The sequence below is a fragment of the bacterium genome (assembly GCA_024742285.1).
Taxonomy (GTDB): Bacteria; Myxococcota_A; UBA9160; order UBA9160; family UBA4427; genus UBA4427.
Genome location: JANSYR010000012.1, coordinates 24,380 through 45,774 on the forward strand (window position 1 = coordinate 24,380; position 21,395 = coordinate 45,774).

23 protein-coding genes are annotated in these 21,395 nt (G+C 69.3%); 15 read left to right on the forward strand and 8 right to left on the reverse strand.

The features are described from left to right. Nucleotides 1–2 precede the first annotated feature (2 nt). Nucleotides 3–1,106 carry a 5-(carboxyamino)imidazole ribonucleotide synthase gene (locus NXI30_20035; protein MCR9096521.1) on the forward strand — a complete coding sequence of 368 codons (1,104 nt, stop codon included), beginning with the start codon at nucleotides 3–5 and terminating at the stop codon, nucleotides 1,104–1,106. On the opposite strand, the gene NXI30_20040 is transcribed toward NXI30_20035, so the two are convergent. Beyond that, nucleotides 1,103–2,248, reverse strand: a complete 1,146-nt coding sequence (locus tag NXI30_20040; GenBank protein MCR9096522.1) for a sulfotransferase — start codon at nucleotides 2,246–2,248, stop codon at nucleotides 1,103–1,105. The genes NXI30_20035 and NXI30_20040 overlap by 4 nt on opposite strands. A gap of 19 nt (nucleotides 2,249–2,267) precedes the next feature. After that, complete coding sequence (locus tag NXI30_20045) at nucleotides 2,268–2,723, reverse strand: DUF3237 domain-containing protein (GenBank protein MCR9096523.1); 456 nt, start codon at nucleotides 2,721–2,723, stop codon at nucleotides 2,268–2,270. Between the two features lie 93 nt (nucleotides 2,724–2,816). On the opposite strand from NXI30_20045, the gene NXI30_20050 reads away from it, so the two are divergent. Continuing rightward, nucleotides 2,817–3,662, forward strand: coding sequence for an alpha/beta hydrolase (locus NXI30_20050; GenBank protein MCR9096524.1), 846 nt, complete (start codon nucleotides 2,817–2,819; stop codon nucleotides 3,660–3,662). Between the two features lie 121 nt (nucleotides 3,663–3,783). Further along, nucleotides 3,784–4,260, forward strand: coding sequence for a peroxiredoxin (locus tag NXI30_20055; protein ID MCR9096525.1), 477 nt, complete (start codon nucleotides 3,784–3,786; stop codon nucleotides 4,258–4,260). 92 nt (nucleotides 4,261–4,352) lie between these two features. On the opposite strand, the gene NXI30_20060 is transcribed toward NXI30_20055, so the two are convergent. Further along, nucleotides 4,353–4,853 carry a hypothetical protein gene (locus tag NXI30_20060; protein MCR9096526.1) on the reverse strand — a complete coding sequence of 167 codons (501 nt, stop codon included), beginning with the start codon at nucleotides 4,851–4,853 and terminating at the stop codon, nucleotides 4,353–4,355. A 229-nt stretch (nucleotides 4,854–5,082) separates the two neighbouring features. Here NXI30_20060 and NXI30_20065 point away from each other — a divergent pair, with 229 nt between their 5' ends. Beyond that, complete coding sequence (locus tag NXI30_20065) at nucleotides 5,083–5,451, forward strand: hypothetical protein (protein ID MCR9096527.1); 369 nt, start codon at nucleotides 5,083–5,085, stop codon at nucleotides 5,449–5,451. 19 nt (nucleotides 5,452–5,470) lie between these two features. Here the strand turns inward: NXI30_20065 and NXI30_20070 are convergent, their stop codons facing one another. From NXI30_20070 to NXI30_20080, 3 genes are all read right to left on the reverse strand, one after another. Further along, nucleotides 5,471–5,905: an OB-fold domain-containing protein gene (locus tag NXI30_20070; GenBank protein ID MCR9096528.1), complete on the reverse strand. Its 435-nt coding sequence runs from the start codon at nucleotides 5,903–5,905 to the stop codon at nucleotides 5,471–5,473. Nucleotides 5,906–6,006: 101 nt separating this feature from the next. Next, nucleotides 6,007–7,194 (reverse strand): acetyl-CoA acetyltransferase, encoded by a 1,188-nt coding sequence (locus NXI30_20075; GenBank protein MCR9096529.1) that lies wholly within the window; start codon nucleotides 7,192–7,194, stop codon nucleotides 6,007–6,009. 78 nt (nucleotides 7,195–7,272) lie between these two features. Beyond that, nucleotides 7,273–7,698: a thrombospondin type 3 repeat-containing protein gene (locus NXI30_20080; GenBank protein ID MCR9096530.1), complete on the reverse strand. Its 426-nt coding sequence runs from the start codon at nucleotides 7,696–7,698 to the stop codon at nucleotides 7,273–7,275. 157 nt (nucleotides 7,699–7,855) lie between these two features. On the opposite strand from NXI30_20080, the gene NXI30_20085 reads away from it, so the two are divergent. From NXI30_20085 to NXI30_20120, 8 genes are all read left to right on the forward strand, one after another. Further along, on the forward strand, nucleotides 7,856–8,728 hold the full coding sequence (locus NXI30_20085) for a xanthine dehydrogenase family protein subunit M (GenBank protein MCR9096531.1): 873 nt from the start codon (nucleotides 7,856–7,858) through the stop codon (nucleotides 8,726–8,728). 36 nt (nucleotides 8,729–8,764) lie between these two features. Continuing rightward, nucleotides 8,765–9,247 carry a (2Fe-2S)-binding protein gene (locus NXI30_20090; GenBank protein MCR9096532.1) on the forward strand — a complete coding sequence of 161 codons (483 nt, stop codon included), beginning with the start codon at nucleotides 8,765–8,767 and terminating at the stop codon, nucleotides 9,245–9,247. Further along, the gene (locus NXI30_20095; GenBank protein MCR9096533.1) at nucleotides 9,244–11,520 is read left to right on the forward strand and encodes a xanthine dehydrogenase family protein molybdopterin-binding subunit; all 2,277 of its coding nucleotides are present in this window, start codon (nucleotides 9,244–9,246) and stop codon (nucleotides 11,518–11,520) included. The genes NXI30_20090 and NXI30_20095 overlap by 4 nt, the downstream gene beginning before the upstream one ends. Before the next feature lie 259 nt (nucleotides 11,521–11,779). Next, a complete protein-coding gene (locus NXI30_20100; GenBank protein ID MCR9096534.1) occupies nucleotides 11,780–12,148 on the forward strand; it encodes an XdhC family protein in 369 nt (122 codons plus the stop codon). Further along, complete coding sequence (locus NXI30_20105; GenBank protein MCR9096535.1) at nucleotides 12,145–12,837, forward strand: XdhC family protein; 693 nt, start codon at nucleotides 12,145–12,147, stop codon at nucleotides 12,835–12,837. The genes NXI30_20100 and NXI30_20105 overlap by 4 nt, the downstream gene beginning before the upstream one ends. Further along, nucleotides 12,834–13,460, forward strand: a complete 627-nt coding sequence (locus NXI30_20110) for a nucleotidyltransferase family protein (GenBank protein ID MCR9096536.1) — start codon at nucleotides 12,834–12,836, stop codon at nucleotides 13,458–13,460. Before NXI30_20105 ends, NXI30_20110 begins: the two co-directional genes overlap by 4 nt. 157 nt (nucleotides 13,461–13,617) lie before the next feature. Further along, nucleotides 13,618–14,091: a MaoC family dehydratase gene (locus NXI30_20115; protein ID MCR9096537.1), complete on the forward strand. Its 474-nt coding sequence runs from the start codon at nucleotides 13,618–13,620 to the stop codon at nucleotides 14,089–14,091. Nucleotides 14,092–14,107: 16 nt separating this feature from the next. Next, the gene (locus NXI30_20120; GenBank protein MCR9096538.1) at nucleotides 14,108–15,373 is read left to right on the forward strand and encodes an MFS transporter; all 1,266 of its coding nucleotides are present in this window, start codon (nucleotides 14,108–14,110) and stop codon (nucleotides 15,371–15,373) included. 3 nt (nucleotides 15,374–15,376) lie between these two features. Here NXI30_20120 and NXI30_20125 read toward each other — a convergent pair whose 3' ends face one another. After that, nucleotides 15,377–16,603, reverse strand: a complete 1,227-nt coding sequence (locus NXI30_20125; GenBank protein ID MCR9096539.1) for a 6-phosphofructokinase — start codon at nucleotides 16,601–16,603, stop codon at nucleotides 15,377–15,379. A 70-nt stretch (nucleotides 16,604–16,673) separates the two neighbouring features. Continuing rightward, nucleotides 16,674–17,165, reverse strand: a complete 492-nt coding sequence (locus tag NXI30_20130; protein ID MCR9096540.1) for a cupin domain-containing protein — start codon at nucleotides 17,163–17,165, stop codon at nucleotides 16,674–16,676. A gap of 98 nt (nucleotides 17,166–17,263) precedes the next feature. Between NXI30_20130 and NXI30_20135 the strand changes: the two genes are divergently transcribed. From NXI30_20135 to NXI30_20145, 3 genes are all read left to right on the forward strand, one after another. Continuing rightward, nucleotides 17,264–18,169 carry an SDR family oxidoreductase gene (locus NXI30_20135; GenBank protein MCR9096541.1) on the forward strand — a complete coding sequence of 302 codons (906 nt, stop codon included), beginning with the start codon at nucleotides 17,264–17,266 and terminating at the stop codon, nucleotides 18,167–18,169. Between the two features lie 141 nt (nucleotides 18,170–18,310). Next, nucleotides 18,311–20,056 (forward strand): amidohydrolase family protein, encoded by a 1,746-nt coding sequence (locus NXI30_20140; GenBank protein ID MCR9096542.1) that lies wholly within the window; start codon nucleotides 18,311–18,313, stop codon nucleotides 20,054–20,056. Between the two features lie 26 nt (nucleotides 20,057–20,082). After that, entirely contained in the window at nucleotides 20,083–21,354 is a 1,272-nt protein-coding gene (locus NXI30_20145) for a phytanoyl-CoA dioxygenase family protein (protein ID MCR9096543.1), read from the forward strand. Nucleotides 21,355–21,395: the final 41 nt, after the last annotated feature.

Consider the following 21,395-nt stretch of genomic DNA (forward strand, 5'->3'; position numbering starts at 1 on the left):
AGATGAAGGTCGGGATCCTCGGCGGCGGGCAGCTCGGGCAGATGCTCGCCCAGGCGGCGCAGCCCCTCGGCGTCGAGACCGTCGTCCTGGATCCGGCGAAGGACGCGGTCGCCGGCCGGGTCACGACCCTGCTGACCGCGGACTGGGTCGACCCGACGGCCCTCCAGGAACTCGCCGCGACCGACGTCGTGACCTACGAGTTCGAGAACGTTCCGGCGGAGGCGGTCGAGAAGCTGGTCGCCGACGTGCCGGTCCATCCGGCGCCGGAGGCCCTCGTGAAGAGCGGCGACCGGATCGTCGAGAAGAATCTCTTTCACGCGATCGGGATCGAGACGGCTCCCTTCGCCCCGGTGGACTCGCGGGAAGACCTGGACCGCGCGGTCGAGGCGATCGGACTACCGGCGATCCTCAAGACCCGCCGCTTCGGCTACGACGGCAAGGGGCAGGTCGTGCTCCGCGAGCCGGCGGACGTCGAGACGGCCATCGACGCCATCGCGGGCCAGCCCGCGATCCTCGAGGGTTTCGTGCCCTTCGATCGCGAAGTCTCGGTCCTCGCCGCCCGCGGACGCGACGGTGAGCTCAAGTACTGGCCCGCGACCGAGAACGTGCACGTCGGTGGGATCCTCCACATCTCTCGCGCGCCGGCGCCCGAGGTCTCCGAGGCGTTGCTCGCCGAGGCCGTACGGGGTCTCGAGGCGATCATGGCCCACCTCGACTACGTGGGTGTCCTGGTCGTCGAGTTCTTCCAGGTCGGCGACCGCCTGATCGCGAACGAGATGGCCTGCCGCGTCCACAACTCCGGCCACTGGACGATCGAAGGTGCGGAGACCAGCCAGTTCGAGAACCAGATCCGCGCGGTCGCGGGACTGCCCCTGGGTGAGACCCGCGCGGAAGGCTTCTCGGCGATGATCAACCTGATCGGGGAGGTGCCGCCTCTCGGTGCGCTGGCAGGTCGGGACGACGTGTTCCTCCACGTCTACGGCAAGGCGCCTCGCGACGGGCGGAAGCTCGGGCACGTGACCGTCGTGGCCGAGTCCCGAGCGGCCCTCGAAGCGAAGATCGACGAAGTCCTCGCGGTCGTCGGGGATCGATCGAAGTCGGCCTAGCGTCCGGTCGCGTCGACCGAGGGCCAGTCGAAGCGGGCGAAGAGGGGCGCGAGCTCGTCGCGGATCTCGTCTTCGTCGAGACCGAACTCCTGGAGCGAGTAGCGGTGCTTCGTTTCGTGGGTGCCCGCATGCGCCTGCGCTTCGTCGAGGGTGCGCCGGAAGGACGGGTCGATCGTGTATCCGAAGTCGCGATACACGCGTTCGACGACGTCCCTCGGTCGCGCGATCAGCTCCCGGTAGTCGATCTCGGTCGCGGGGATCTCCGGATGGCGCGCGAGCACCGCGGCGGGATAGGTGTAGCTGTGGAGCGACTGCTCGATCAGCCGCGCGAAGCCGGCCTCGATGCGCTCTTCGGGGACGCCCCGGATCTCCCAGAAGCCGCGCATCAGCTTCAGCAGGCTCGGCATCGTCTCCAGGGGGTTGCGGTAGGGCACGATGAACTTCGCGTCGGGGAAGAACTCGATCAGCGACTCGACGCGGCCGGTGAAGGTCGGGTTCTTCGAGAGGTGCGTCTTGCCCGGTCCGTTCAGATAGAGCTGGCGCCGGATGCACTCGCGATAGAAGCGCATCAGGCGTCGACGCTTCCGCTCCGGCATCTCGTCGACGTAGTGGAAGCTCACGACCGAGAGGTCGGGCACGCGCAGCGCCCAGGAGCCCGACGAGCAGGAGTAGGTCAGGATCCCGTCGTCCTCTTCCGGGTAGTCCGCCGCCTGGTGGTGGGCATCGCGGGTCTTCGAGTAGCGCGCGTCACTCCGGGCCCGGGCGCGGCGCGCGAAGAACCCGCCGAGGCGTTCCTCGTCGAAACGCGCGCTCCAGCGGATCAGCACCTTGGGCAGGAGCGCCGGCCAGAAGAGCTCGTACATGAGGAAGCACGAAAAACGCTCGTCCCGGTAGAGCAGGTCGTGCAGGTGGGTCGTTCCGCTCCGGCCGTGGCCGATCACGAAGACGGGCTCCTCGATCCTGGTCTTCCGGAGTCCCGGGAAGAAGAGGGGGTCGAGGGCGAAGCAGATCGCATTCAGGCCGGCGATCAGCGGCACCCGCAGCAGGAGCAGCGAGAAGAGCTTCCTCGATCGGCGCGGGTCGCTCTCGTTCCACGCGTACCGCAGCATGCGGCCCCAGCAGGCCCAGTCGAAGTAGAACACCGCGCCGTCCCGCTCGCCGTCAGCCGTTCACGAGCTCGTAGACGCCGTACTCGACGCAGTCCGGATGCATGCGCCCCTCGCCGACGGCGACGGTCGTCGAAAGCCATGCGTAGCGCTCGTCTGCGCACTCGAAGCGGACGTGGGTGAGGAAACGATTGTCCCCGTACTCCGTCGACTTCCCTGCGGCGAGCTTGCCACCCACGACCTCGTTGAAGTCCATGATCCCCGAGTAGCGCATGTAGATCGGGACCTCGTCCTCCGTTCGCAGCATCAGCCGGACGTCGACCTGTCCGAAGCCTTCTCCCGCGTCGAGCAACCACTCGCCGCCGGGGGGGAGGACGGTGCCGCGGAGGCGCTCGCCTTCGAAGGTCCCTCCGGTCACGGCGAAGATCCGTCGCGTCCCGTTCGGCATCGGTCCGATCTCGACCGGCGCGCCGACGGTGGCCTTCATCTGGAAGAGGTGTTCGAGCTGCACGAGAGATCCTCCGGCCCACCAGGGCCTCGACAGGGAATCCCAGAAGGGGCGGGGCGACAACCCGCGATCCGGCCCCCGGGCTAGGCTGTCGCGATGCGCTTCACCGACTTCGACCACCACATGGCCTTCGTGAACGGACAGCAGATCCACTACGTCCGCGCGGGCGCGGGGCCCGCCGTCGTCCTCCTGCATGGCTGGCCGCAGACCTGGTACATGTGGCGCAAGATCATCCCGGCGCTCGCGGAGCACTACACCGTCCTCGCGCCGGACCTGCGCGGGTTCGGACAGTCCTCGAAGCCGCTGGACGGCTACGACAAGCGGACGGTCGCGGTCGACATCTGGGAGCTGGTCGAGTCGCTCGGGTTCGAGGACGTGGCGCTCGTCGGTCACGACATGGGTGGGCCGACGGCCTACGCGTACGCCTGTGCCCACCCGGCGGCGGTCCGTCGCCTGACGATCCTCGACGTCGCCGTCACGATCGACGAGGCGGAGCAGGCCGAGTACTACAAGCGACTCTTCCATCTCTCGTTCAACGCCGAGCCGGACATCGCGATCCAGCTCGTGACCGGGCGCGAGCGCGAGTTCCTCACCCACTTCTATCGACGTTGCTACAACCCCGGCGCCTTCAGTCTCGAGGACATCGACGAGTACGTCGCGGCGTTCTCCGCGCCGGGGGCGATGCGTGGGAGCATGGCGCACTACGGGGCGCTGCCCCTCGACCTGAAGCACAACCAGGAGAACGCGAAGACGAAGCTCGAGATGCCGGTGCTCGCGCTCGGCGGCGCGATGAGCTTCGGGGCCGGGGTGAAGAAGAGCCTCGAAGCCGTGGCCAACGACGTGCGTGGGGGCGTGATCGAGGGGTGCGCGCACTGGGTCGCGGAAGAACAACCGGAACGCCTGCTCGAGACGTTGCTGCCTTTCCTCGACGAGGACCGCTGACCCGGCGCCGGTTTCGGCGATCGCCTAACCTCGGGATTCCCGCGATGATGCGGGAATCATGGAGTCGGGCGTCGCGCGATGGAGATCGCGTCGGGGCCCGCTCCGCCAGCAGGAGCCAACCATGCTTGCAGTCGGGAGCGATGCGCCCGACTTCTCGGCGCAGGACCAGGACGGGAACACCGTCTCGCTGTCCTCGCTGGCCGGGAAGTGGGTCGCCATGTGGTGGTATCCGAAGGCCTCGACGCCGGGTTGAACGCGTCAGGGCCACGGGTTCCGTGAGCAGAAGGACGCGTATGAAGGAGCGAACGCCGTCGTGATCGGCGTCTCCTTCGATTCGGTGGCGGACCAGAAGACGTTCGCCGAGAGCGAGGGCTTCCCCTATCCGCTCCTGTCCGATCCGGACAAGGCGATGGGAGCGGCCTACGATGCTTGTCGCCAGGAGGGCGAGAAGTACTTCGAGGCCGGGATTCCGAGGCGGATCAGCTACCTGATCAGCCCGGACGGCAAGGTCGCGAAGGCCTACGACGTCGAGAACGATGGACTCGACCTCGATGGTCACGCTGCGGCGGTCCTCGCCGACATCCGGGCGGGGAGCTGATCGCGTTCGCGCGAGGCGCTTCCCGTCGGAAAAACGAAGACGCCCGGAGGATCGATCCTCCGGGCGTCGTTCGTTTCGGATCCGGGGTCGGCCTAACGTCGGCGAGCCGCGAAGGTGCCGTTGAAGGCGACGACCCGGTTGCCGATCCGGTCGCTCCGGCCCGCGAAGTCGGCGCCGAGTCCCGATTCGACCAGCTCGGCGTGGAGGGGGAGGGCGGTCTCGACGCCGGCGTAGTCGAGGCGGATTTCCGCCTCGATGCCGTCGGGGCGCGCGCGTCCGACGATCTCGAAGCGCACCCGCGCGTCGTCGTGCTCGCAGACGCCGGTCCCCATGCGGGTCGTTCCGGCACCGTCCGCGACGGTGAGGGTGACGTCGGTGATGCAGTCGAAGGTCCGCTCCTCGACCGCGGCGCCTGCGTCGAAGCGCGTCTCCGTCACGAGCAGGAGGAACGCGTCGTCGCCTTCGTAGCGGCCAGCGGCCGCATGCGAGATCGTCTGGCCGCTGGCAGCGGTGGCGATCGTGCTGGCCTGGGTCGCGAGTCCCGTGAGCGCGAGGAAGATCGTGAGGCTGCAGACGACGAGGCGACGGATCATGGGGTGGCTCCTGGCTAGGCGAGGGGGACGCGGGCTCGCGTCGCCCCTCATCGAGCAAGGCGCAGACGGGGCGCGAATCGGGCAAACATCTCGTCTAGACGGCCCAGAGGGGATTCCCCTCGGGGAAAAATGGCGTCGGGCGCGCGCGGCGACCTCGGCCTGCCTGGCCCTCGCCCTCGGCTGCGCCAGCCCGACCCGCCACGTCCCCGAGCCGTGGGCCAGTGATCCCGTGGCCGGCGCGGCCCTGACGGAACGGGCGGCGACGACCTGCGTGGCCTCGGGGCGCAACGGCGGAATCCAGCCCGTACGCCCCTTCGTGACCGACGGCTGCTCACGCTTTCCCGACGCCGAGTGGAATACGTCGTGCTGCGTCGAGCACGACATCGCCTACTGGTGCGGCGGAACGGCGGAGGATCGCGAGGACGCGGACGCGACCTTCGGCGCCTGCGTCGCCGCGAAGGCCGGCGGCTTCATGGGATGGTTCATGGAGACCGGCGTCCGGGTCGGCGGCCACCCGATCTTCCCCTCGTCCTACCGGTGGGGCTACGGCCATCCCTACGCGGGCGGGTATCCGTCGGCGGAGGCGACCGAGCGCTGAGCCGAGGACGCGTCCGTCTTCAGGCGAGGCGCCACTGCACCAGCGTGTAGGCGGGCTCGCCCTCGTGGTGCTCGAAGACGGGCTCGACCTTCGCGCCGATCGGGATGTCGCCTTCGGGCGGGTCGACGAGATTGCCGACCATGCGGATTCCGTCGGCGTCCGCGAACTCGACGAGCACGACGACGTAGGGACATGCTTCGACGAGGACCGGGTGGACCGGATGATGAGGGCGCTGCCAGCTGAAGATGCGCGCCTCGCCCGGGATCGGCTCGAAGCCGAGGTCGAAGGAGTGACACTGGTGGCAGATGTATTCCGCCGTCCACTGCCAGGTACCACACGCGCTGCAGCGTTGGGCGACGAGCTCGCCGCGCGCGGCTGCTGCCCAGTAGGGACCGTCGAGGTCGTCGGCGATCGGCTTCGGGAGCCCTTCCGGAAGGACGAAAGAGTCGCTCACGACGTGGCCTCCGGGGTCCGGTCGTGCCCGCTCACAGCGTGGCCTCCGGGGTCCGGTCGTGCCCGCTCACAGCGTGGCCTCCGGGGTCCGGTCGTGCCCGCTCACAGCGTGGCCTCCGAGCCGAAGATCGAGTTGGTGGCGGGCACGACCATCGGGCCCGAGTTCACGAAGGCGACGTCCGCCCCTTCCACGGGATTGGGCGACGTGCCGCGAATCTGCCGGACGGCTTCGATGTTCAGCTCGAGGCCGTGCATGTAGCACTCGGCGAGGTTGCCGCCGCTCGTGTTGAGCGGCAGCTTGCCCTTGGGCGCGATCAGGTTCTCGAAGGCGATCACTTCGTTGGCGTTCTCGTAGGTGCAGAAGCCGTGCTCGATCAGGCTCATCACGACGCCGCCCGTGAAGTTCTCGTAGCTCTGGACCACGTCGACGTCCCCCGGTCCGAGCTCGGCCATCGAGAAGAGGTCGGGGGCGACCGTCTTGAAGCTCGACGTCGCATAGTCGGGGTTGTTGTGTCCACCGGCGCCCGCGCGGTACTCCGCGCCCTGCGCCGCGCCGAGCAGGTAGACCGGCTTCTGCTTGAGGTCCTTCGCGCGATCGGCGGGGACGAGTATCAACGCGGCGGCGCCGTCGTTCTCGAGACAACAGTCGAAGAGGCGGAAGGGCTCGGTGATCCAGCGCGAGTTGTCGTAGCCCTCCTCGTCGAGGGGGCGCCCGCGCATCACGGCGCGAGGGTTGTTCTGGGCGTGGTGGTACGAGGCCATCGAGACCGCGCGCAAGGTGCTGCGCGAGATCCCGTGCTCGTGCATCAGCCGCGTGGTCCGCATCGCGAACATCTGCGCCGGCGACATCACGCCGTACGGGATGGACGTCGCATAGGAGCCGGTGATCGCCGTCGGGTAGTGTGCGCCCGATCCGAAGCGCGCGCCTTGCCCCTGCGCGAGTCCTCGGTAGACGACGACGCAATCCGCCACGCCGGCGTGGATCGCCATCGCGGCATTGCCGATCGCGCCGGAGCCGCCGCCGCCCCCGCCTCCCCAGACCATGTTCGCGAAGCGGAGCGACTTCATGCCGAGGGCCGCTGCGACGCGGTCGGCCGGATTCTTGTCGTCGGCGTACGAAGCGATCCCGTCGATCTCGCGCGGGTCGATCCCGGCGTCTTCCGCGGCGGCGAGGATCGCCTCGAGCGTCAGCTTGAACTGCGCGTCCGGCGACTGCCCGTGCTTGTAGTAGGTCGTCTCGCCGATCCCGGCGACCGCGACCTGGCCGCGCATCGTTCGCTTCGAAGGCATCGCCCGCTCTCCCTGCAAGGGTGGCTCCGAGCGCCGACGATACGTGGACGTCGAAGCGCTCTCAACCGCAAGCCGCGACTAGGGAAGGCAGGGGGTCGTGCCCGCGCAGGCGAGACCGGAGGGGCCGGGGGCGTCGCCCGTCTGGAAATAGAAGAAGAAGACACCGAAGTCGGCGGTCGTGGTCGCGCCGTTCGCATCCGGATCGACGCAGGCGCAGACCTCCGGCGTGACGCTCACGAACGTGCCCGTGAAACACTCGAAGAAGATGCCGAAGTCGGCGGTCGTGGTCCCGCCGTCGTTGTTGTAGTCCGCGTCGCAGGCGTCCCCGAAGCCGTCCGGATCGCAGTCGAGCTGGTTCGACGCTTCGTTGGGCCCGTTCGCGGTCGTCAGGCAGTTGTCGTACGCGTCGGGGACGAGGTCGGAGTCCTGGTCGCTGACGCTTCCCGCGAACGCGGGCGACGCGACGAGGAAGACGAGGAAAGCGAGGAGGGGTCGTATCGGCATGTGTCCATTGACGCCCGGGCGGCCCGCGAGGTCAAGCGAATTCTCGCGGTGAAGCGGATTCGGTTCACGAAATGCGCCCGAGAGAGCCCAGAGACGGCGTTGTGGGTCGACCCCAGAACGCGCCATAATCGAGCTTTCCGATCCGAAGGGAGATCCCGTGTCCGCACCCGTGTCCCGGTTCGAAGCGCCGACGGAGGTCGACGCAGCCGTCGCGCTGCTCGCCGGAGAAGAGGGCGCTCGCGTGCTCTCCGGCGGAACGGATCTTCTGGTCCAGATGCGGCTCGGCGCCGGTGCGCCGCCGCTCTTCGTCGACGTCAAGCGCATCCCTCGGCTCTCCGCGGTGCAGCTCGACTCGAAGGGGCTCCGGATCGGGGCCGCCGTACCCGCCGCGGAGATCTACGAGAACGAGTCGATCCGATCGCTCTGGCCCGGACTCGCCGAGGCGACCGACCTGATCGGCTCCACGCAGATCCAGGGGCGCGCGACCTGGTCCGGCAATCTCTGCAACGCGTCCCCCGCCGCGGACTCGGTTCCGGCGCTGATCGCCTGTGGCGCGACCGCGGTGATCGCGGGGCCCTCCGGCGAGCGTCGGGTCGCGGTCGAGGACTTCACGACCGGCCCCGGCAAGACCGTCCTCGAACGCGGGGAGCTGGTCGTCGAGTTCGAGGTGCCGGCTCCGGCACCGCACGCGAGCGATGCCTATCTCCGTCTGATCCCGCGAACCGAGATGGACATCGCCGTCGTCGGCGCGGGTGTCGCACTCACCCTGGACGACGCAGGAACCGTGACCGAAGCGCGCGTCGCGCTCGGCGCCGTCGCGCCCACCGCGATCCGCGTCCCGGAAGCCGAGGCGGCGCTCGTGGGCTCCTCCGTCGACGACGATGCGCTGACCGCGGCCTCCGCGGCGGCGACGGCAGCGGCGAGCCCGATCGACGACAAGCGGGGCACGGTCGCCTACCGGAAGAAGATCGCGGGGGTCCTCACGACCCGCGCAGCGAAGATCGCAGCCGAGCGGGCGCGGGCGCGTTAGGCGCGTCCCGCACGGACAAGGAAGAAGAGAGACGACGTGGCGAAGATTCGAGTCGAGACGACGATCAACGGCGAAGAGACCGAGTTCCTCTGCAACGGTCAGGAGAGCCTGCTCGAGGTCCTGAGGGACGGGATCGGCATGACGGGCACGAAAGAAGGCTGCACGACCGGCGACTGTGGTGCCTGCTCCGTCGTCGTCGACGGACGGCTGGTGCCCTCGTGCCTGGTGCTCGCGGCCGAGGCCCAGGGCCGGAACGTCGAGACGATCGAGGGCGTCGCCGACGGACAGAAGCTGACGCCGATCCAGCAGCAATTTCTCGAACACGGCGCGCTGCAGTGCGGAATCTGCACGCCCGGATTCATCGTCGCGGCCGAGAAGCTGCTCGAGAAGAACCCGGATCCGACGGAGGCCGAGGCGAGGTACTTCCTCGCCGGCAACCTCTGTCGGTGCACCGGTTACGACAAGATCATCAAGGCCGTCCTCGATGCGGCGGCCGTGATGCGGGAGGAACGGGCATGAGCGCAGCTCCGGACACTTCGGATCGCAAGTTCAAGCAGGTCGGCAGCCGACCGATTCGCCACGACGGCCTCGACAAGGTCACGGGGCGCGCGCGCTTCGGTGCGGACTTCACGCTGCCCGGAACGCTCCAGGGCGTCTTCGTCCGCAGCCCCCACGCCCACGCGAAGATCCTCGGGATCGACACGAGCAAGGCGGAGAAGGTGCCGGGCGTGAAGGCGGTGATCACCGCCGCCGACTTCCCGGAACTCCCCATGCACTGGATCACCCAGGGCCCCGCCGGCGTCGACGCCGGGGCGAACCAGCGCGTGATCCTGGCGAGGGAGAAGGTGCTCTACCACGGCCATGCCTTCGCCGCGGTCGCGGCGGCGACCCGCGAGATCGCGATCGAGGCGGGCAAGCTGATCGAAGTCGAGTGGGAGGTGCTCCAACCGGTCCTCTCGATCGACCAGGCGCTCGCCGACGGTGCGCCGATCCTCCACGAAGGGCAGGCGACCGAGGGAATGGGGCCGCCGGTCGAGGGCGATACGAACATCACGAACCAGATCGTCTTCGAGGGCGGCGACCTCGAGGCGGGCTGGGCCGAGGCCGACGTCGTCGTCGAAGGCGTGTTCGAGACCCCGATGGTCCACCAGGGCTACATCGAGCCCCACGCCTGTCTGGTGAACGCCCGCGAGGACGGCACGTCCGAGATCTGGTGCGCGACCCAGGGGCCCTTCGGCGTGAAGAACGAGACCGCGACGCTCACCGGGAGCGATCCGGCGTCGGTCAAGGTCACGCCCTCCGAGATCGGGGGTGGATTCGGCGGCAAGATTCCGGTCTACCTGGAGCCCGCGGCGCTTCTGCTGTCCCGCAAGGCGGGTCGGCCGGTCAAGATGACGATGACCCGTGAAGAGGTGTTCCGGGGAACCGGGCCGACCTCGGGCTCGAAGACGCACATCAAGATCGGCGCGAAGAGCGATGGGACCCTCGTCGCCGCCGAGTGTCAGCTCGACTTCGAGGCGGGCTGCTTCCGGGGCTCGCCGGTCGGCGCGGCATGCATGACGACGCTCTCGCCCTACGTGATCCCGAACTTCCGGGTGCTCGGCCGGGACATCGTGCTGAACAAGCCGCGGGTCGCCGCCTACCGAGCGCCGGGCGCCCCGGTCGGTGCCTTCGCCGCGGAGAGCCTGCTCGACGAGCTGGCTCGGAAGCTCGGTCGGGATCCGATCGAGTTCCGGCTGCAGAACGCGGTCGAGGAGGGCGATCGCGCGAGCTACGGACCGAAGTTCGGCCCGATCGGCTTCAAGGAGACCCTCGAAGCCGCGAAGGCGCATCCGCAGTACAAGGCGGAGCTCGGCGAGCACCAGGGGCGTGGCGTCGCTGCGGGCTTCTGGTTCAACGCGGGCATGCAGTCGAGCGCGACCGTCAGCGTGAACTCGGACGGCTCCGCCGTCGTGCGCACGGGCAATCCGGACATCGGCGGCAGCCGCGCGAGCATGGCGCTCATGTGCGCGGAGGAGCTCGGGATCGACGTGACGCGGGTCCGACCGATGGTCGGCGACACCGACTCGGTCGGGTACTGCGATGCGACCGGCGGCAGCCGCGTGACCTACGCGACGGGCATGGCGGTCATCGACGCGACCCGCCAGGTGATCGATCACCTGCGCGCTCGTGCGGCGACCATGCTCGACGTGGAGCTCGACAGCATCGAGTGGCAGGACGGGAACGCCGTCGCGGTCAACGGATCCGCGGACAAGGGCTCGCTCTCTCTCGAGGAGATCGCGAAGAAGATGGGCGCCACGGGCGGTCCGGTCGTCGCGAGCGCTTCGGTCAGCCCGCCGGCGGCGGGGCCGGGCTTCGGCGTGCACGTCTGTGATCTCGAGGTCGATCCGGAGACCGGCGTGACGCGGGTGCTGCGCTACCTCGTGGTGCAGGACGCGGGAAAGGCGATCCACCCGACCTACGTCGAAGGGCAGTTCCAGGGGGGTGCCGCGCAGGGCATCGGTTGGGCGCTCAACGAGGAGTACATCTGGGACGCGGACGGGAAGGTCGAGAACGCCGGCTTCCTCGATTACCGCGTGCCGGTGGCCAGCGATCTGCCGATGATCGACACGGTGATCGTCGAGGTGCCGAATCCGCTCCATCCCTACGGTGTGCGTGGCGTCGGGGAGACGCCGATCGTGCCGCCCCTCGGCGCGGTCGCGAATGCGATGCGCGACGCGACGGGCGTGCGCTTCCATTCGCTGCCGATGTCGCCGCCGCGGGTACTCGAAGCCCTCGAAGAGGCCGACTGATCCGCGCCCGGCGCGCGGCCCTGCGGTACGGGAGATCCGATTGGCGACCGTCCTCTTCTCGTCGGCGCAGCAGCGCTTCACGGACGGCGAGGAGCGCGTCGAGATCGAGGCGAGTCGCGTCGACGCGCTGATCCGGGCGCTCTACGCGCGGTACGCGGCGCTCGACGGCCAGCTCGAGAACGCGGCGGTCGCGATCGACGGTGTGATCCACAACGAGGCCGAGTTCGTCGCGATCCCGCCGGATGCCGAAGTCCAGTTCGTGGGCCAGGTCGCCGGGGGCTCCGGCGAGGCGGTTCGCGAGCCGCTCGGGGGTGTCGCGGGAGACCCGCTCGCGGTCGCGCGGGCGTGGCGCGACGCGGGACACGGGGTTGCCCTCGCCACCGTCGTCGAGACCTGGGGCTCGTCGCCCTGTCCGGCGGGCAGCCAGCTCGCCGTCGACGACCGCGGCCACTTCGAGGGATCCGTCTCCGGGGGTTGCGTCGAAGGAGCGGTGATCGAAGCCGCCGGCGGTGTGATCGAGAGTGGAGCCGCGACGATTCTCGAGTTCGGCGTCGCCGACGAGGACGCCTGGGCGGTCGGCCTCGCCTGTGGCGGTCGGATCCGCGTGTTCGTGGAGCGGATCGGTTGAAGCGTGAGACCCTCGACGCGCTGCTCGACGCGAGAGCGGAGCGGCGACCGGTCGCGCGGCTGACCTGGCTGGACGGAGACCGGGAGGCGTTGGCCTCGCCGGGTGCGCCGGGACTCGAGGCGGCACTCGAGGACGCGGTGGTCCAGGCGCTCCATTCGGACGCGGCGGTCGTCGCGGAGACCGACGAAGGAAGGGTCTTCGTCCACCCCTTCAACCCGCCCCTGCGCCTCGCGATCGTGGGCGCGGTCCACATCGCGCAGCACCTCGCCGAGCTGGCCGGACGACTCGGCTACGACGTGACCGTCGTCGATCCGCGGCGCGGCTTCCTGACCGAGGCGCGTTTCCCGGGCGTCACCCTCGACGCCCGATGGCCGGACGCGGCGCTCGAGGCCTTCGGTCTCGACGCGCGGAGCGCGGTGGTCACCTTGAGCCACGATTCGAAGATCGACGAGCCGGCGCTCTCGGTCGCGCTCCGGTCGTCCGCCTTCTATGTCGGCGCGCTCGGGAGTCGCCGGACCCAGGCGAAGCGGCGTGAGCGGCTCCTCGAAGCGGGGCTCGGGGCCGTCGACCTCGAGCGGATCCACGGTCCCGTCGGTCTGGACCTCGGCGCGAAGAGCCCGGCGGAGATCGCGCTCTCGGTCGCCGCCGAGCTGACGGCGACGCTCCGCGATCGGAGCGCCGCTTCGTGAGCGAGGACGCGGGCTACGTCGCGATCGTGCTCGCGGCGGGGGCTTCGCGTCGAATGGGCGAGGGGCGGAACAAGCTCCTCGAAGCGGTCGACGGTCGCGCGCTCGTCGCGCACGCGGTCGATGCGTTCGTCGCCGCCGGTCTCCAGCGGATCGTCGTGGTGATCGGGCACGAGGCGGATCGCGTTCGCGCGAGCCTCGCCGGTCGGCCGGGTGTCGAGTTCGTCGTGAACGTCGACTGGGCCGACGGAATGGGGTGCTCCCTCGCCGCCGGCGCACGTCATCTGATCGAAACGGAGAGCACGCCGGTCGCAGGGGTCTTCGTCACGGTCGGCGATCTCCCGGGGCTGCCCCCCGCGGCGATCGAGGCGGCTCGCGCCGCGCATGCCGCGGCCCCCGCGGCAGAGGCCATCTGCCTTCCGAGCCATGCCGGTCGCGATGGCCATCCGGTGCTCTTCGGACGGGACCACCTCGAAGGACTCGCGGAGCTCGCAGGCGATCGCGGCGCGCGGGCGATCGTGCAGGCGAACGAAGCGAACGTCCGTCGCGTGGCCGTGGAGAGCGACGGGATCTTCTGCGACGTCGACACGCCCGACGATCTGGCCCGCGCGCGCGGGGCCTCCTAGGTCACGGGTGCGTTCCGCGCGCCGACCCGGCGTCGATCGCGCCCCCGGTTTCCCTGTGATAGCAATGGTGGCCCGCCGGACCCGGCGGGATCCCGCCTAGCCCGGGCGCGTCGAGCCACGAGACGTCGCGCCCGTCCCACCCGAGGAGAAGACCCCCATGGAAGAGATTCGGTTCGACGACATCGAGGCCCTGCAGAAGCACGTAAGCGAGGAGTACGGCGAGTTCGGCGAGCCGATCGAGGTCACCCAGGACATGGTGAACCAGTTCGCGGACGTGACCGGGGACCACCAGTGGATCCACATCGACGTCGAGCGCTGCAAGAAGGAGAGCCCCTTCGGCGGGCCGATCGTCCACGGCTTCTTCACGCTCTCGCTCATGCCGAAGCTCTCCCAGACCCTCCCGCAGAGCTACAAGACGACCGGCGTGAAGAATGCGGTCAACTACGGCTCGGACAAGCTCCGCTTCCTCTCGCCGGTCCCCGTCGGCTCGAAGCTCCACGCGCGAAGCCGGCTCGTCTCCGTCGAAGCCGGCAAGAAGGGCGTGCGCATCGAACAGGAGGCGGCGATCCACGTCGTCGGCTCCGAGCGCCCGGCGGTCCTCTACAACATGATCACGATGCTCCAGGGATAGGGTCGGGTCGGGCGTCTTGCCGTCGCCTCCCCATCCGCACTTCTCCGGCTGGCGGGTCTGCGCGTATTCGGCGCTGACCCAGGCGCTCGCGATCGGCTTCACCCTGGGTGCGGTCGGTCTCTTCGCGGCGCCGGTCGGCGAGGAGTTCGGGATCTCGGCCACGCTCTTCAATGTCGGCGTCGGAGGGTTCACCCTCGTGATGAACCTGTCGATGCCGCTGATCGGGCGTGCCCTCGACCGCGGCTCGATTCGCAACGTGATGGCGGTCGGCGCCGTCGTGCTCGCGGCGAGCCTCGTCGGGATCGCGGTCGCGACCGAGGTCTGGCAGGTCGCGGTCTGCTGGATCGTCGGGTGCGCGCTCGGGATGGCGATGCTCGGACCGGTGGCCTCGTCGACGGCGATGGCGAACTGGTTCGATCGTCTGCGCGGACGCGCGATCGGGATCGCCAACGTCGGCGCGCCGGCGGGGCCGCTGGTGATCGTGCCGATCGCCGCACTCGCCTTCGAACCCTTCGGCTGGCGGCCGGTCCTGCTCGCCTTCGCAGCGGCGAGCTTGTTGGTCGCCCTGCCGGCGGCGCGCTTCGGCATGATCGATCGTCCCGGCGAGGTCGGGCAACGACCGGACGGCGAGGATCCGCCCGAGGCCGCCGGATTCGCGGGTTCCCTCGCGGACGAGGGCGCGTGGGACGCGCCCTCGATCCTGCGTTCGCGGGCGTTCTGGATGCTCGCGCTCGGGGCGGCGCTCTTCGGCGGCCAGGGGATCGTCGTCGGCGCGAACTCGATCCCCTTCCTCCAGCACCGCGGCGCGAGCGTGGCGCTCTCGGGCGCCGTGCCGATCGCGATGGGCGTCGGTGCGATCACCGGTCCGCTCGTCTTCGGGTCCCTGGCCGATCGGATCCATCCGCGGAGCCTCTTCATCGGACTCTGCGGCCTGGTCGTGGTCGCCTTCGGGGCGCTGCTGCTGCCCTTGCCGCTCCCGGCACTGCTCGGACTGCTCGTGGTGTGCGGGCTCGTCGGTGGCTCGATGATGCCGGTCTATGGCGCCGCGATCGGGCGTCTCTTCGGCGTGGCCTCGTTCGGGCAGGCGATGGGGCTCGGCGCGCTCGTTGCCGTCCCCATCGGCGCCGGCGCGCCGATTGCGTTCGGCTACGCCTTCGACGCCACGGGAAGCTACGCGGCGGGCCTCGCCGGGTTGATGGTGGCGATGACGATCGCGGCCGGCTTCTTCTTCGGCGTGCCGACCGGGCGGGCGCCGCGTCCCGAAGCGCGCGGATCGAGCTGATCGCTAGGCGAAGCGGGCGCGCAGCGCTTCGAGGTCGAGCTTCGTCGCCGCCGCGATCGACTCGGCGCCGGGGCCGTCTTCGAGGTCGCCGGCCGCGAGTCGCGTCTGCAGCTTCATCGCCGTCGCGAATCCCTCGGTGGTCGTGTCGAGCATCCGGACCGGCGTCTTGCCCGTCTTCGGATCGATCAGCTCGTCGAAGGGGATCGGCACGATCCGCCCGTTCTGGCGAGTGATCATGACGTGGCCGGTTCCCGCGAGCAGGGTCGCGACCGCGCCGGCGCCGAGCTCCCGGGTGTACTCCTGGTCGTACGCGCACGGGGCGACGCAGCGACACTCGTAGCCCACGTCCTTGAGGACGATGGTCGCCTTGATGCCATGCTCGCCGAGGGCGTCCTGGACGCGCTCGCGGACGAGGCGGCCGAGGGGGAACTCGGCGAGGCGCAGGTGGCCGTGCTCGTCTCGGGGCAGATCGGGCAGGTGGGCGAGGTCGTCCGGATCGATCGATTCGCCGAGACCCTCGGCGAGCACGATCACGCCGTGGGGGCGGCCCTCGGCGGTGCTCTTCAGGATCGTGCCCTCGACGCGACGGGCGAGCTCTTCGAGGCGGAGCTTGCGGTCGCCGTATTCCTCGGCGACCACCGCGAGGGTCGCGTTCGCGGCATGGGCGGCACCGAGGGCGAGGTGTCCGGCGTTGCGGCCCATCATCGTGATGATGAACCAGCGACCCGACGTGCGCGCGTCTTCGCGGAGCGTCGAGAGCACGCTGCTCGCCGTGGCGCGGGCGCTCTCGAAGCCGAAGGTCGGGACGCCGGGCGGGAGCGGGAGGTCGTTGTCGATCGTCTTCGGGACGTGGACGACCTTCAGTCTTTCCCCCGCCGCCTCGGCGACGGTTCGCGCCGAGAAGCAGGTGTCGTCGCCGCCGATCGAGATCAGGTGGTCGACGCCGAGCCGGTCGAGGGAGTCGATCACCCGGTCGAGGTTCGCGGGATCCTTCGTCGGGTTGGCGCGGGACGTGCGAAGCACGGAGCCGCCGAGCTCGTGGATCCGGTTCACGGCTTCTTCGTCGAGGTCGATCACGTGCTCGATGTCGCCCTGCATGAGCCACTCGAAGCCCTGGATGCAGCCGACGACACGAGACCCGTTCGCGCGAGCGGCGAGCGTCGCTGCGCTGATCACGCCGTTGATTCCCGGCGCCGGTCCTCCACCGACCACGATTCCGAACGTCGCCATCACACCCTCCTCGAACGAGTCGCGCGGGAACGTAGCCGGATCGCTCCGGGAATTCAGCGTTTACGCGGGCCTATTCCCGCTTGGCGCCGATCATCGTCGCGCCCAGCACGAGCGGCTCGTCTCCGAGGACCCGCCAGGCGTGCTTCGTGCCGCGCTGGACGACGCAGTCGCCCTGCTGGACGAGCTCCTTCCGCCCGTCGTCGAGCTCGAGCTCCGCGGCGCCGCTCACGATGATCACGTAGTCGATCGTGTCGGTCGTGTGCATCTCCGGATCGTCGGGGTCGAAGTAGCGGGCGATCTCCGGCGGTAGCTCGAAGTCACCGTGGCCCTCGGGACGATCCTTCGTCGGCGGGACGGTCACGATCTTGAAGCTCGTCTCGCCCTCCACGGCGAAGTAGCCGATCTGTGCGGGCGATTCGGCGGGGGTCGCGTCCGGGACGCTCGGCGGGCCCTTCGTCGACCAGAGCTCGAAGCTTCCGGGCGAGGTCGTCCTCGGCGGTTCGCCGGCATGCTGAAAGATGGATCGGCCTTCGGCATCGTGGCCGGTCACGACGAGCTTCATCGAACTCCCTCCTGGCCGGGGCCTGGCAGCGCGGTCATCGGTCGGGCTCTACGATGGTGGCAGATCGATTCGGCGGGACAATCCGGGGAGGAGCGGGAATGGCGGAGGCGGGACGCCGCGCGTTCGTGACGGGCGGGACGCGGGGGATCGGCAAGAGCATCTGCCGCGAGTTCGCGCGCGCGGGCTTCGACGTCGCGTTCACGGGCCGGACCCTGCACGAGGGGGAAGGGCGGGAAGAGGACGAGCAGGGCAATGCGACGCCCCTCGAAGGCAGCCTCGAATCGACGCGCGCCGAGGTCGAGGCCTTCGGCCGCGAGGCGCTTCCGATCCAGCTCGATCTGCTCGATCCGGAATCCGTCGACGCCGGCGCACGGACGGCCCTCGACGCCTGGCGCGGGGTCGACGTCCTCGTCAACAACGCGATGTACGAGATGGGTCGCTACACGAACGCCTGGATCAAGGACACGCCGATGGAAGAGTTCGCGGCGAAGATCCAGGCCAACTTCCTGGCGCCGATCGCCCTGGTGAAGCGTTTCCTGCCCGGGATGATCGAGCGCGGCGGCGGGCGGGTCATCAACCTCTCCACCCGGCACAACTACCAGAAGCAGGGGGGGCCGCCGGGGCAGGGTGGGGCGGGCGTGTCCTACAACTGCTCGAAGGCGGCCTGCGGGAAGATCGCCGACGGGCTCGCGGCGGAGCACGACCGCGACGGGATCGTCGCCTTCGACCTGGATCCCGGCCCCGTCATGACCGAGCGCTTCCACACCCAGGGCCACCGGCTCGGCTACCCGAAGACGCTCTTCTGCCCGGTCGAAGTTCCCGCGGTGGCCGCGCTCTGGCTGGCGACCGAGGACGAGGCGGCCGAGTACAACGGCCAGCACTTCATGGCGCAGGAGTTCGTCCGGCAGCGCGGGCTCTGGGAAGACTGGGAGAGCGTGCTGCCGATGAACCGCGGCTGGACGCCGACGGCGATCCTCGACTGGCGCGAGCCGCGGGGGCGCTGACCGACGACGAGGGGCCGCCAGGGGCCCCGAGGACGCTCCGATTGCGGGTGTGTTGCCACCTCGCGGGCCCGATCCGGCAGCTACAATGACCGGCATTCACTCGGCCGCCTTCCCCACCCGGCCGGACCAGGAGTGTCCACAATGTTCGATCTCAAGATCACCGGCGGAACGATCGTCGACGGCACCGGCGCCCCCGCCTACGCGGGCGAGGTCGCCATCAAGGACGGCCGGATCGCCGCCGTGGGCGCGAGCGTGCCCGGCGACGCGACGCAGACCATCGACGCCTCCGGTCGGATCGTCACCCCGGGCTTCGTCGACGTGCACACCCACTACGACGGACAGGTCACCTGGGACGATCTGCTCGATCCCTCCGGTGGCCACGGCGTGACCACGGTCGTCATGGGCAACTGCGGCGTCGGCTTCGCGCCGGTCAAGCCGGGTCAGGAAGAGTGGCTGATCCAGCTGATGGAAGGCGTCGAGGACATCCCCGGCACGGCGCTCGCCGAGGGCATCACCTGGCAGTGGGAGAGCTTCCCCGAGTACCTAGACGCCCTCGAGAGCCGGCAGACCGCCGTCGACTTCGGAACGCAGCTCGCTCACGGCGCGCTCCGCGCCTACGTGATGGGCGAGCGCGGCGCGAAGAACGAGCCCGCGACGCCGGAGGACATCGCGGAGATGCGCCGGCTCACGAAGGAAGCGATCGAAGCGGGCGCCCTCGGTGTCTCGACGAGCCGCGTCCTGGGTCATCGCGCCATGGACGGTGAGCCCGTTCCCGGCACCTTCGCCGCCGAGGACGAGCTCTTCGGCCTGGGCCTCGCGCTCAAGGACGCCGGAGCCGGTGTGTTCGAGCTCGCTCCGGCGGGCGCGGACGGGCAGGATCTCGTCAACGCCAAGAAGGAAGTGGAGTGGATGAAGAAGCTGTCGGCCGAGATCGAACGGCCGGTGACCTTCGCGATGCTCCAGGTCGAGGCGGAGCCCAACCTCTGGCGCGAGATCATGGACGAGTCGATCCAGGCGGCGGAGGACGGCGCTCAGCTCTATCCGCAGATCGCGGCGCGGCCCTTCGGGCTGATGATCGGGCTCCAGACCCACCACCCCTTCGCGCGTCGCCCCACCTTCCGCCGCATCGAGTCGGAGTGCGACTCGATCGAAGCCGTCGCCGCGGCGATGCAGGACCCGGCGAACAAGGCGGCGATTCTCGCGGAGGAGAACCTTCCGGCCGATCCGAACAATCTCTTCGACGGGATGTCGGACATGATCGCGATGATGCTGCATCGCCTCTACGTGATCGGAGATCCGCCGGACTACGAGCCGACCCCGGACCGCGCGGTCTCGGCGATCGCCGAGGCGCAGGGCGTCGAGCCGATCGAAGCCGCGTACGACGCATTCGCGGCAGGGGACGGCACCAACATGCTGATGATGCCGATCTTCAACTACGTCGACGGCAATCACGACGTGATCCGCGAGATGATCACCCATCCCTACTGCGTGTCGGGGCTCTCCGACGGCGGTGCGCACTGCGGGATGATCTGTGACGCGTCGATCCCGACCTTCCTGCTGACGCACTGGGCGAGGGATCGGAGCCGCGGCGACAAGATCGATCTCGAGCGGGTGGTGCAGAAGCAGACGAAGGATACGGCCGAGCTCTTCGGGCTGACGGATCGCGGCACCGTCGAGGTGGGCAAGAAGGCCGATCTGAACGTGATCGACTTCGACAACCTGAAGCTGCGCTCGATCAAGCTCGTGAACGATCTGCCGGCGGGCGGTCGACGTCTGCTCCAGAAGGCCGAGGGCTACGACTACACGATCGTGTCCGGCGAGATCACGCGACGAAACGGCGAGGACACGGGCGCGCGCCCGGGTCGGCTCGTCCGCGGAGCGCGCTAGGAATCCACACCGGGAGGGCGACGTCGATGGCGGCATCCGAAGAGATCGGACGGGATACGCAGTTCGGGACCTATCGCGGGGCGGGGCTTCCCTGGGTCGACTTCGATGCGTTCCATCAGGAAGAGCTCCCCAGGCGCCTCGAAGAGGGTGTGAACGAGCAGGTCGCCTGGGACGTGGCCGGTCGCGATCCGATCTCGATCGGATTGCCGGACGGTCGCTTCTACACCTACCGATGTCGTGAGGGGCGCATCCTCGTGGAGCCCGGGCAGGCGAAGGATGCCCGGACCATCCTCGAGATCGTCGATCACGAGTCCTGGCTCGACTATCTCTACGAGTTCCGAACCCGCTACGGCCTCCTCTTCAGCAACGCCGTGCGCTTCGTTCGCGGGGATTTCGAGACCTGGGACGAATGGGAGCCGGCGATCCGCTGCATGTACTCGGGTCGGCCGATCTACGATCCGGAGCGTATCGAGTTCCGTGATCTCGCGGGCGAGCCGCTCGATCTCCATCGGAGCTTCGAGACCGGCGACGACCCCGAAGAGATGTCGAACTTTCTTCGGCAGACCGGGTTCCTCGTCGTGCGGCGCGCCTACGACCCGGAGCTGATCGCGACGCTCGGGAGCGAGCTCGATCGGGTGATCGCCGAGTCGACCGAGGGAAACCTCTACTCCTGGTGGGCGACGGACGCCGAGGGTGACCGCTTCCCCTATCGACTGACGTATCTCTCCGAGCAGTCCGAGATGATCGCGGGCCTCTACGACCATCCCCGGACGCGTCAGCTCGTCGCCCTCTCGAAGGAGGACGTCGTGCCGGTCCCCGATCGGATCGAAGGGATCCTCGCGGTCGTGAAGAAGGAGGGCCTCGAGGCGGACGCCTCGGGTTACGCGAACCTCGAGTACCACTCGGACTGCGGCTTCGGCGCCTGCCACACGACGTGTCCCTGCGTCCTGGTCGGGATCCAGGTCGACGCCGCCGGCCCGGCGAGCTCCCAGCTCCACATGATGGCCGGGAGCTGGGGCAAGGCGTATCACAACGTCCCGTCGCAGATCACGCCCGACCGCTATCCCCTCGTCCCGATCGTGGCGGAGCCCGGAGACGCGACGGTCCACTTCGGCTGCGGGCTGCACGCCGGACCGCCGCCGACCGGTTCCGATCGTCGACGCACGCTCTACGTCCAGCACTACAGCCCGGGTGCGAGTCGGCTGATCGGTCGACACCAGGGCTACAACCAGATCATGCCGGGCTACGGCGTCGGCGACATTCCGAACATCGACGAGATGCGCGAGCGCGTCGAGTAGTCGTCCGGACGATCCGATTCCCGCCCGATCCCCAGGAGTCC

Coding starts and splice junctions, on each gene's coding strand:
- NXI30_20125 (MCR9096539.1), bottom strand. CDS start 16,603: ATGGCGACGTTCGGAATCGTGGTCGGTGGAGGACCGGCGCCGGGAATC.
- NXI30_20115 (MCR9096537.1), top strand. CDS start 13,618: ATGGAAGAGATTCGGTTCGACGACATCGAGGCCCTGCAGAAGCACGTA.
- NXI30_20135 (MCR9096541.1), top strand. CDS start 17,264: ATGGCGGAGGCGGGACGCCGCGCGTTCGTGACGGGCGGGACGCGGGGG.
- NXI30_20140 (MCR9096542.1), top strand. CDS start 18,311: ATGTTCGATCTCAAGATCACCGGCGGAACGATCGTCGACGGCACCGGC.
- NXI30_20130 (MCR9096540.1), bottom strand. CDS start 17,165: ATGAAGCTCGTCGTGACCGGCCACGATGCCGAAGGCCGATCCATCTTT.
- NXI30_20080 (MCR9096530.1), bottom strand. CDS start 7,698: ATGCCGATACGACCCCTCCTCGCTTTCCTCGTCTTCCTCGTCGCGTCG.
- NXI30_20095 (MCR9096533.1), top strand. CDS start 9,244: ATGAGCGCAGCTCCGGACACTTCGGATCGCAAGTTCAAGCAGGTCGGC.
- NXI30_20050 (MCR9096524.1), top strand. CDS start 2,817: ATGCGCTTCACCGACTTCGACCACCACATGGCCTTCGTGAACGGACAG.
- NXI30_20145 (MCR9096543.1), top strand. CDS start 20,083: ATGGCGGCATCCGAAGAGATCGGACGGGATACGCAGTTCGGGACCTAT.
- NXI30_20035 (MCR9096521.1), top strand. CDS start 3: ATGAAGGTCGGGATCCTCGGCGGCGGGCAGCTCGGGCAGATGCTCGCC.
- NXI30_20075 (MCR9096529.1), bottom strand. CDS start 7,194: ATGCCTTCGAAGCGAACGATGCGCGGCCAGGTCGCGGTCGCCGGGATC.
- NXI30_20060 (MCR9096526.1), bottom strand. CDS start 4,853: ATGATCCGTCGCCTCGTCGTCTGCAGCCTCACGATCTTCCTCGCGCTC.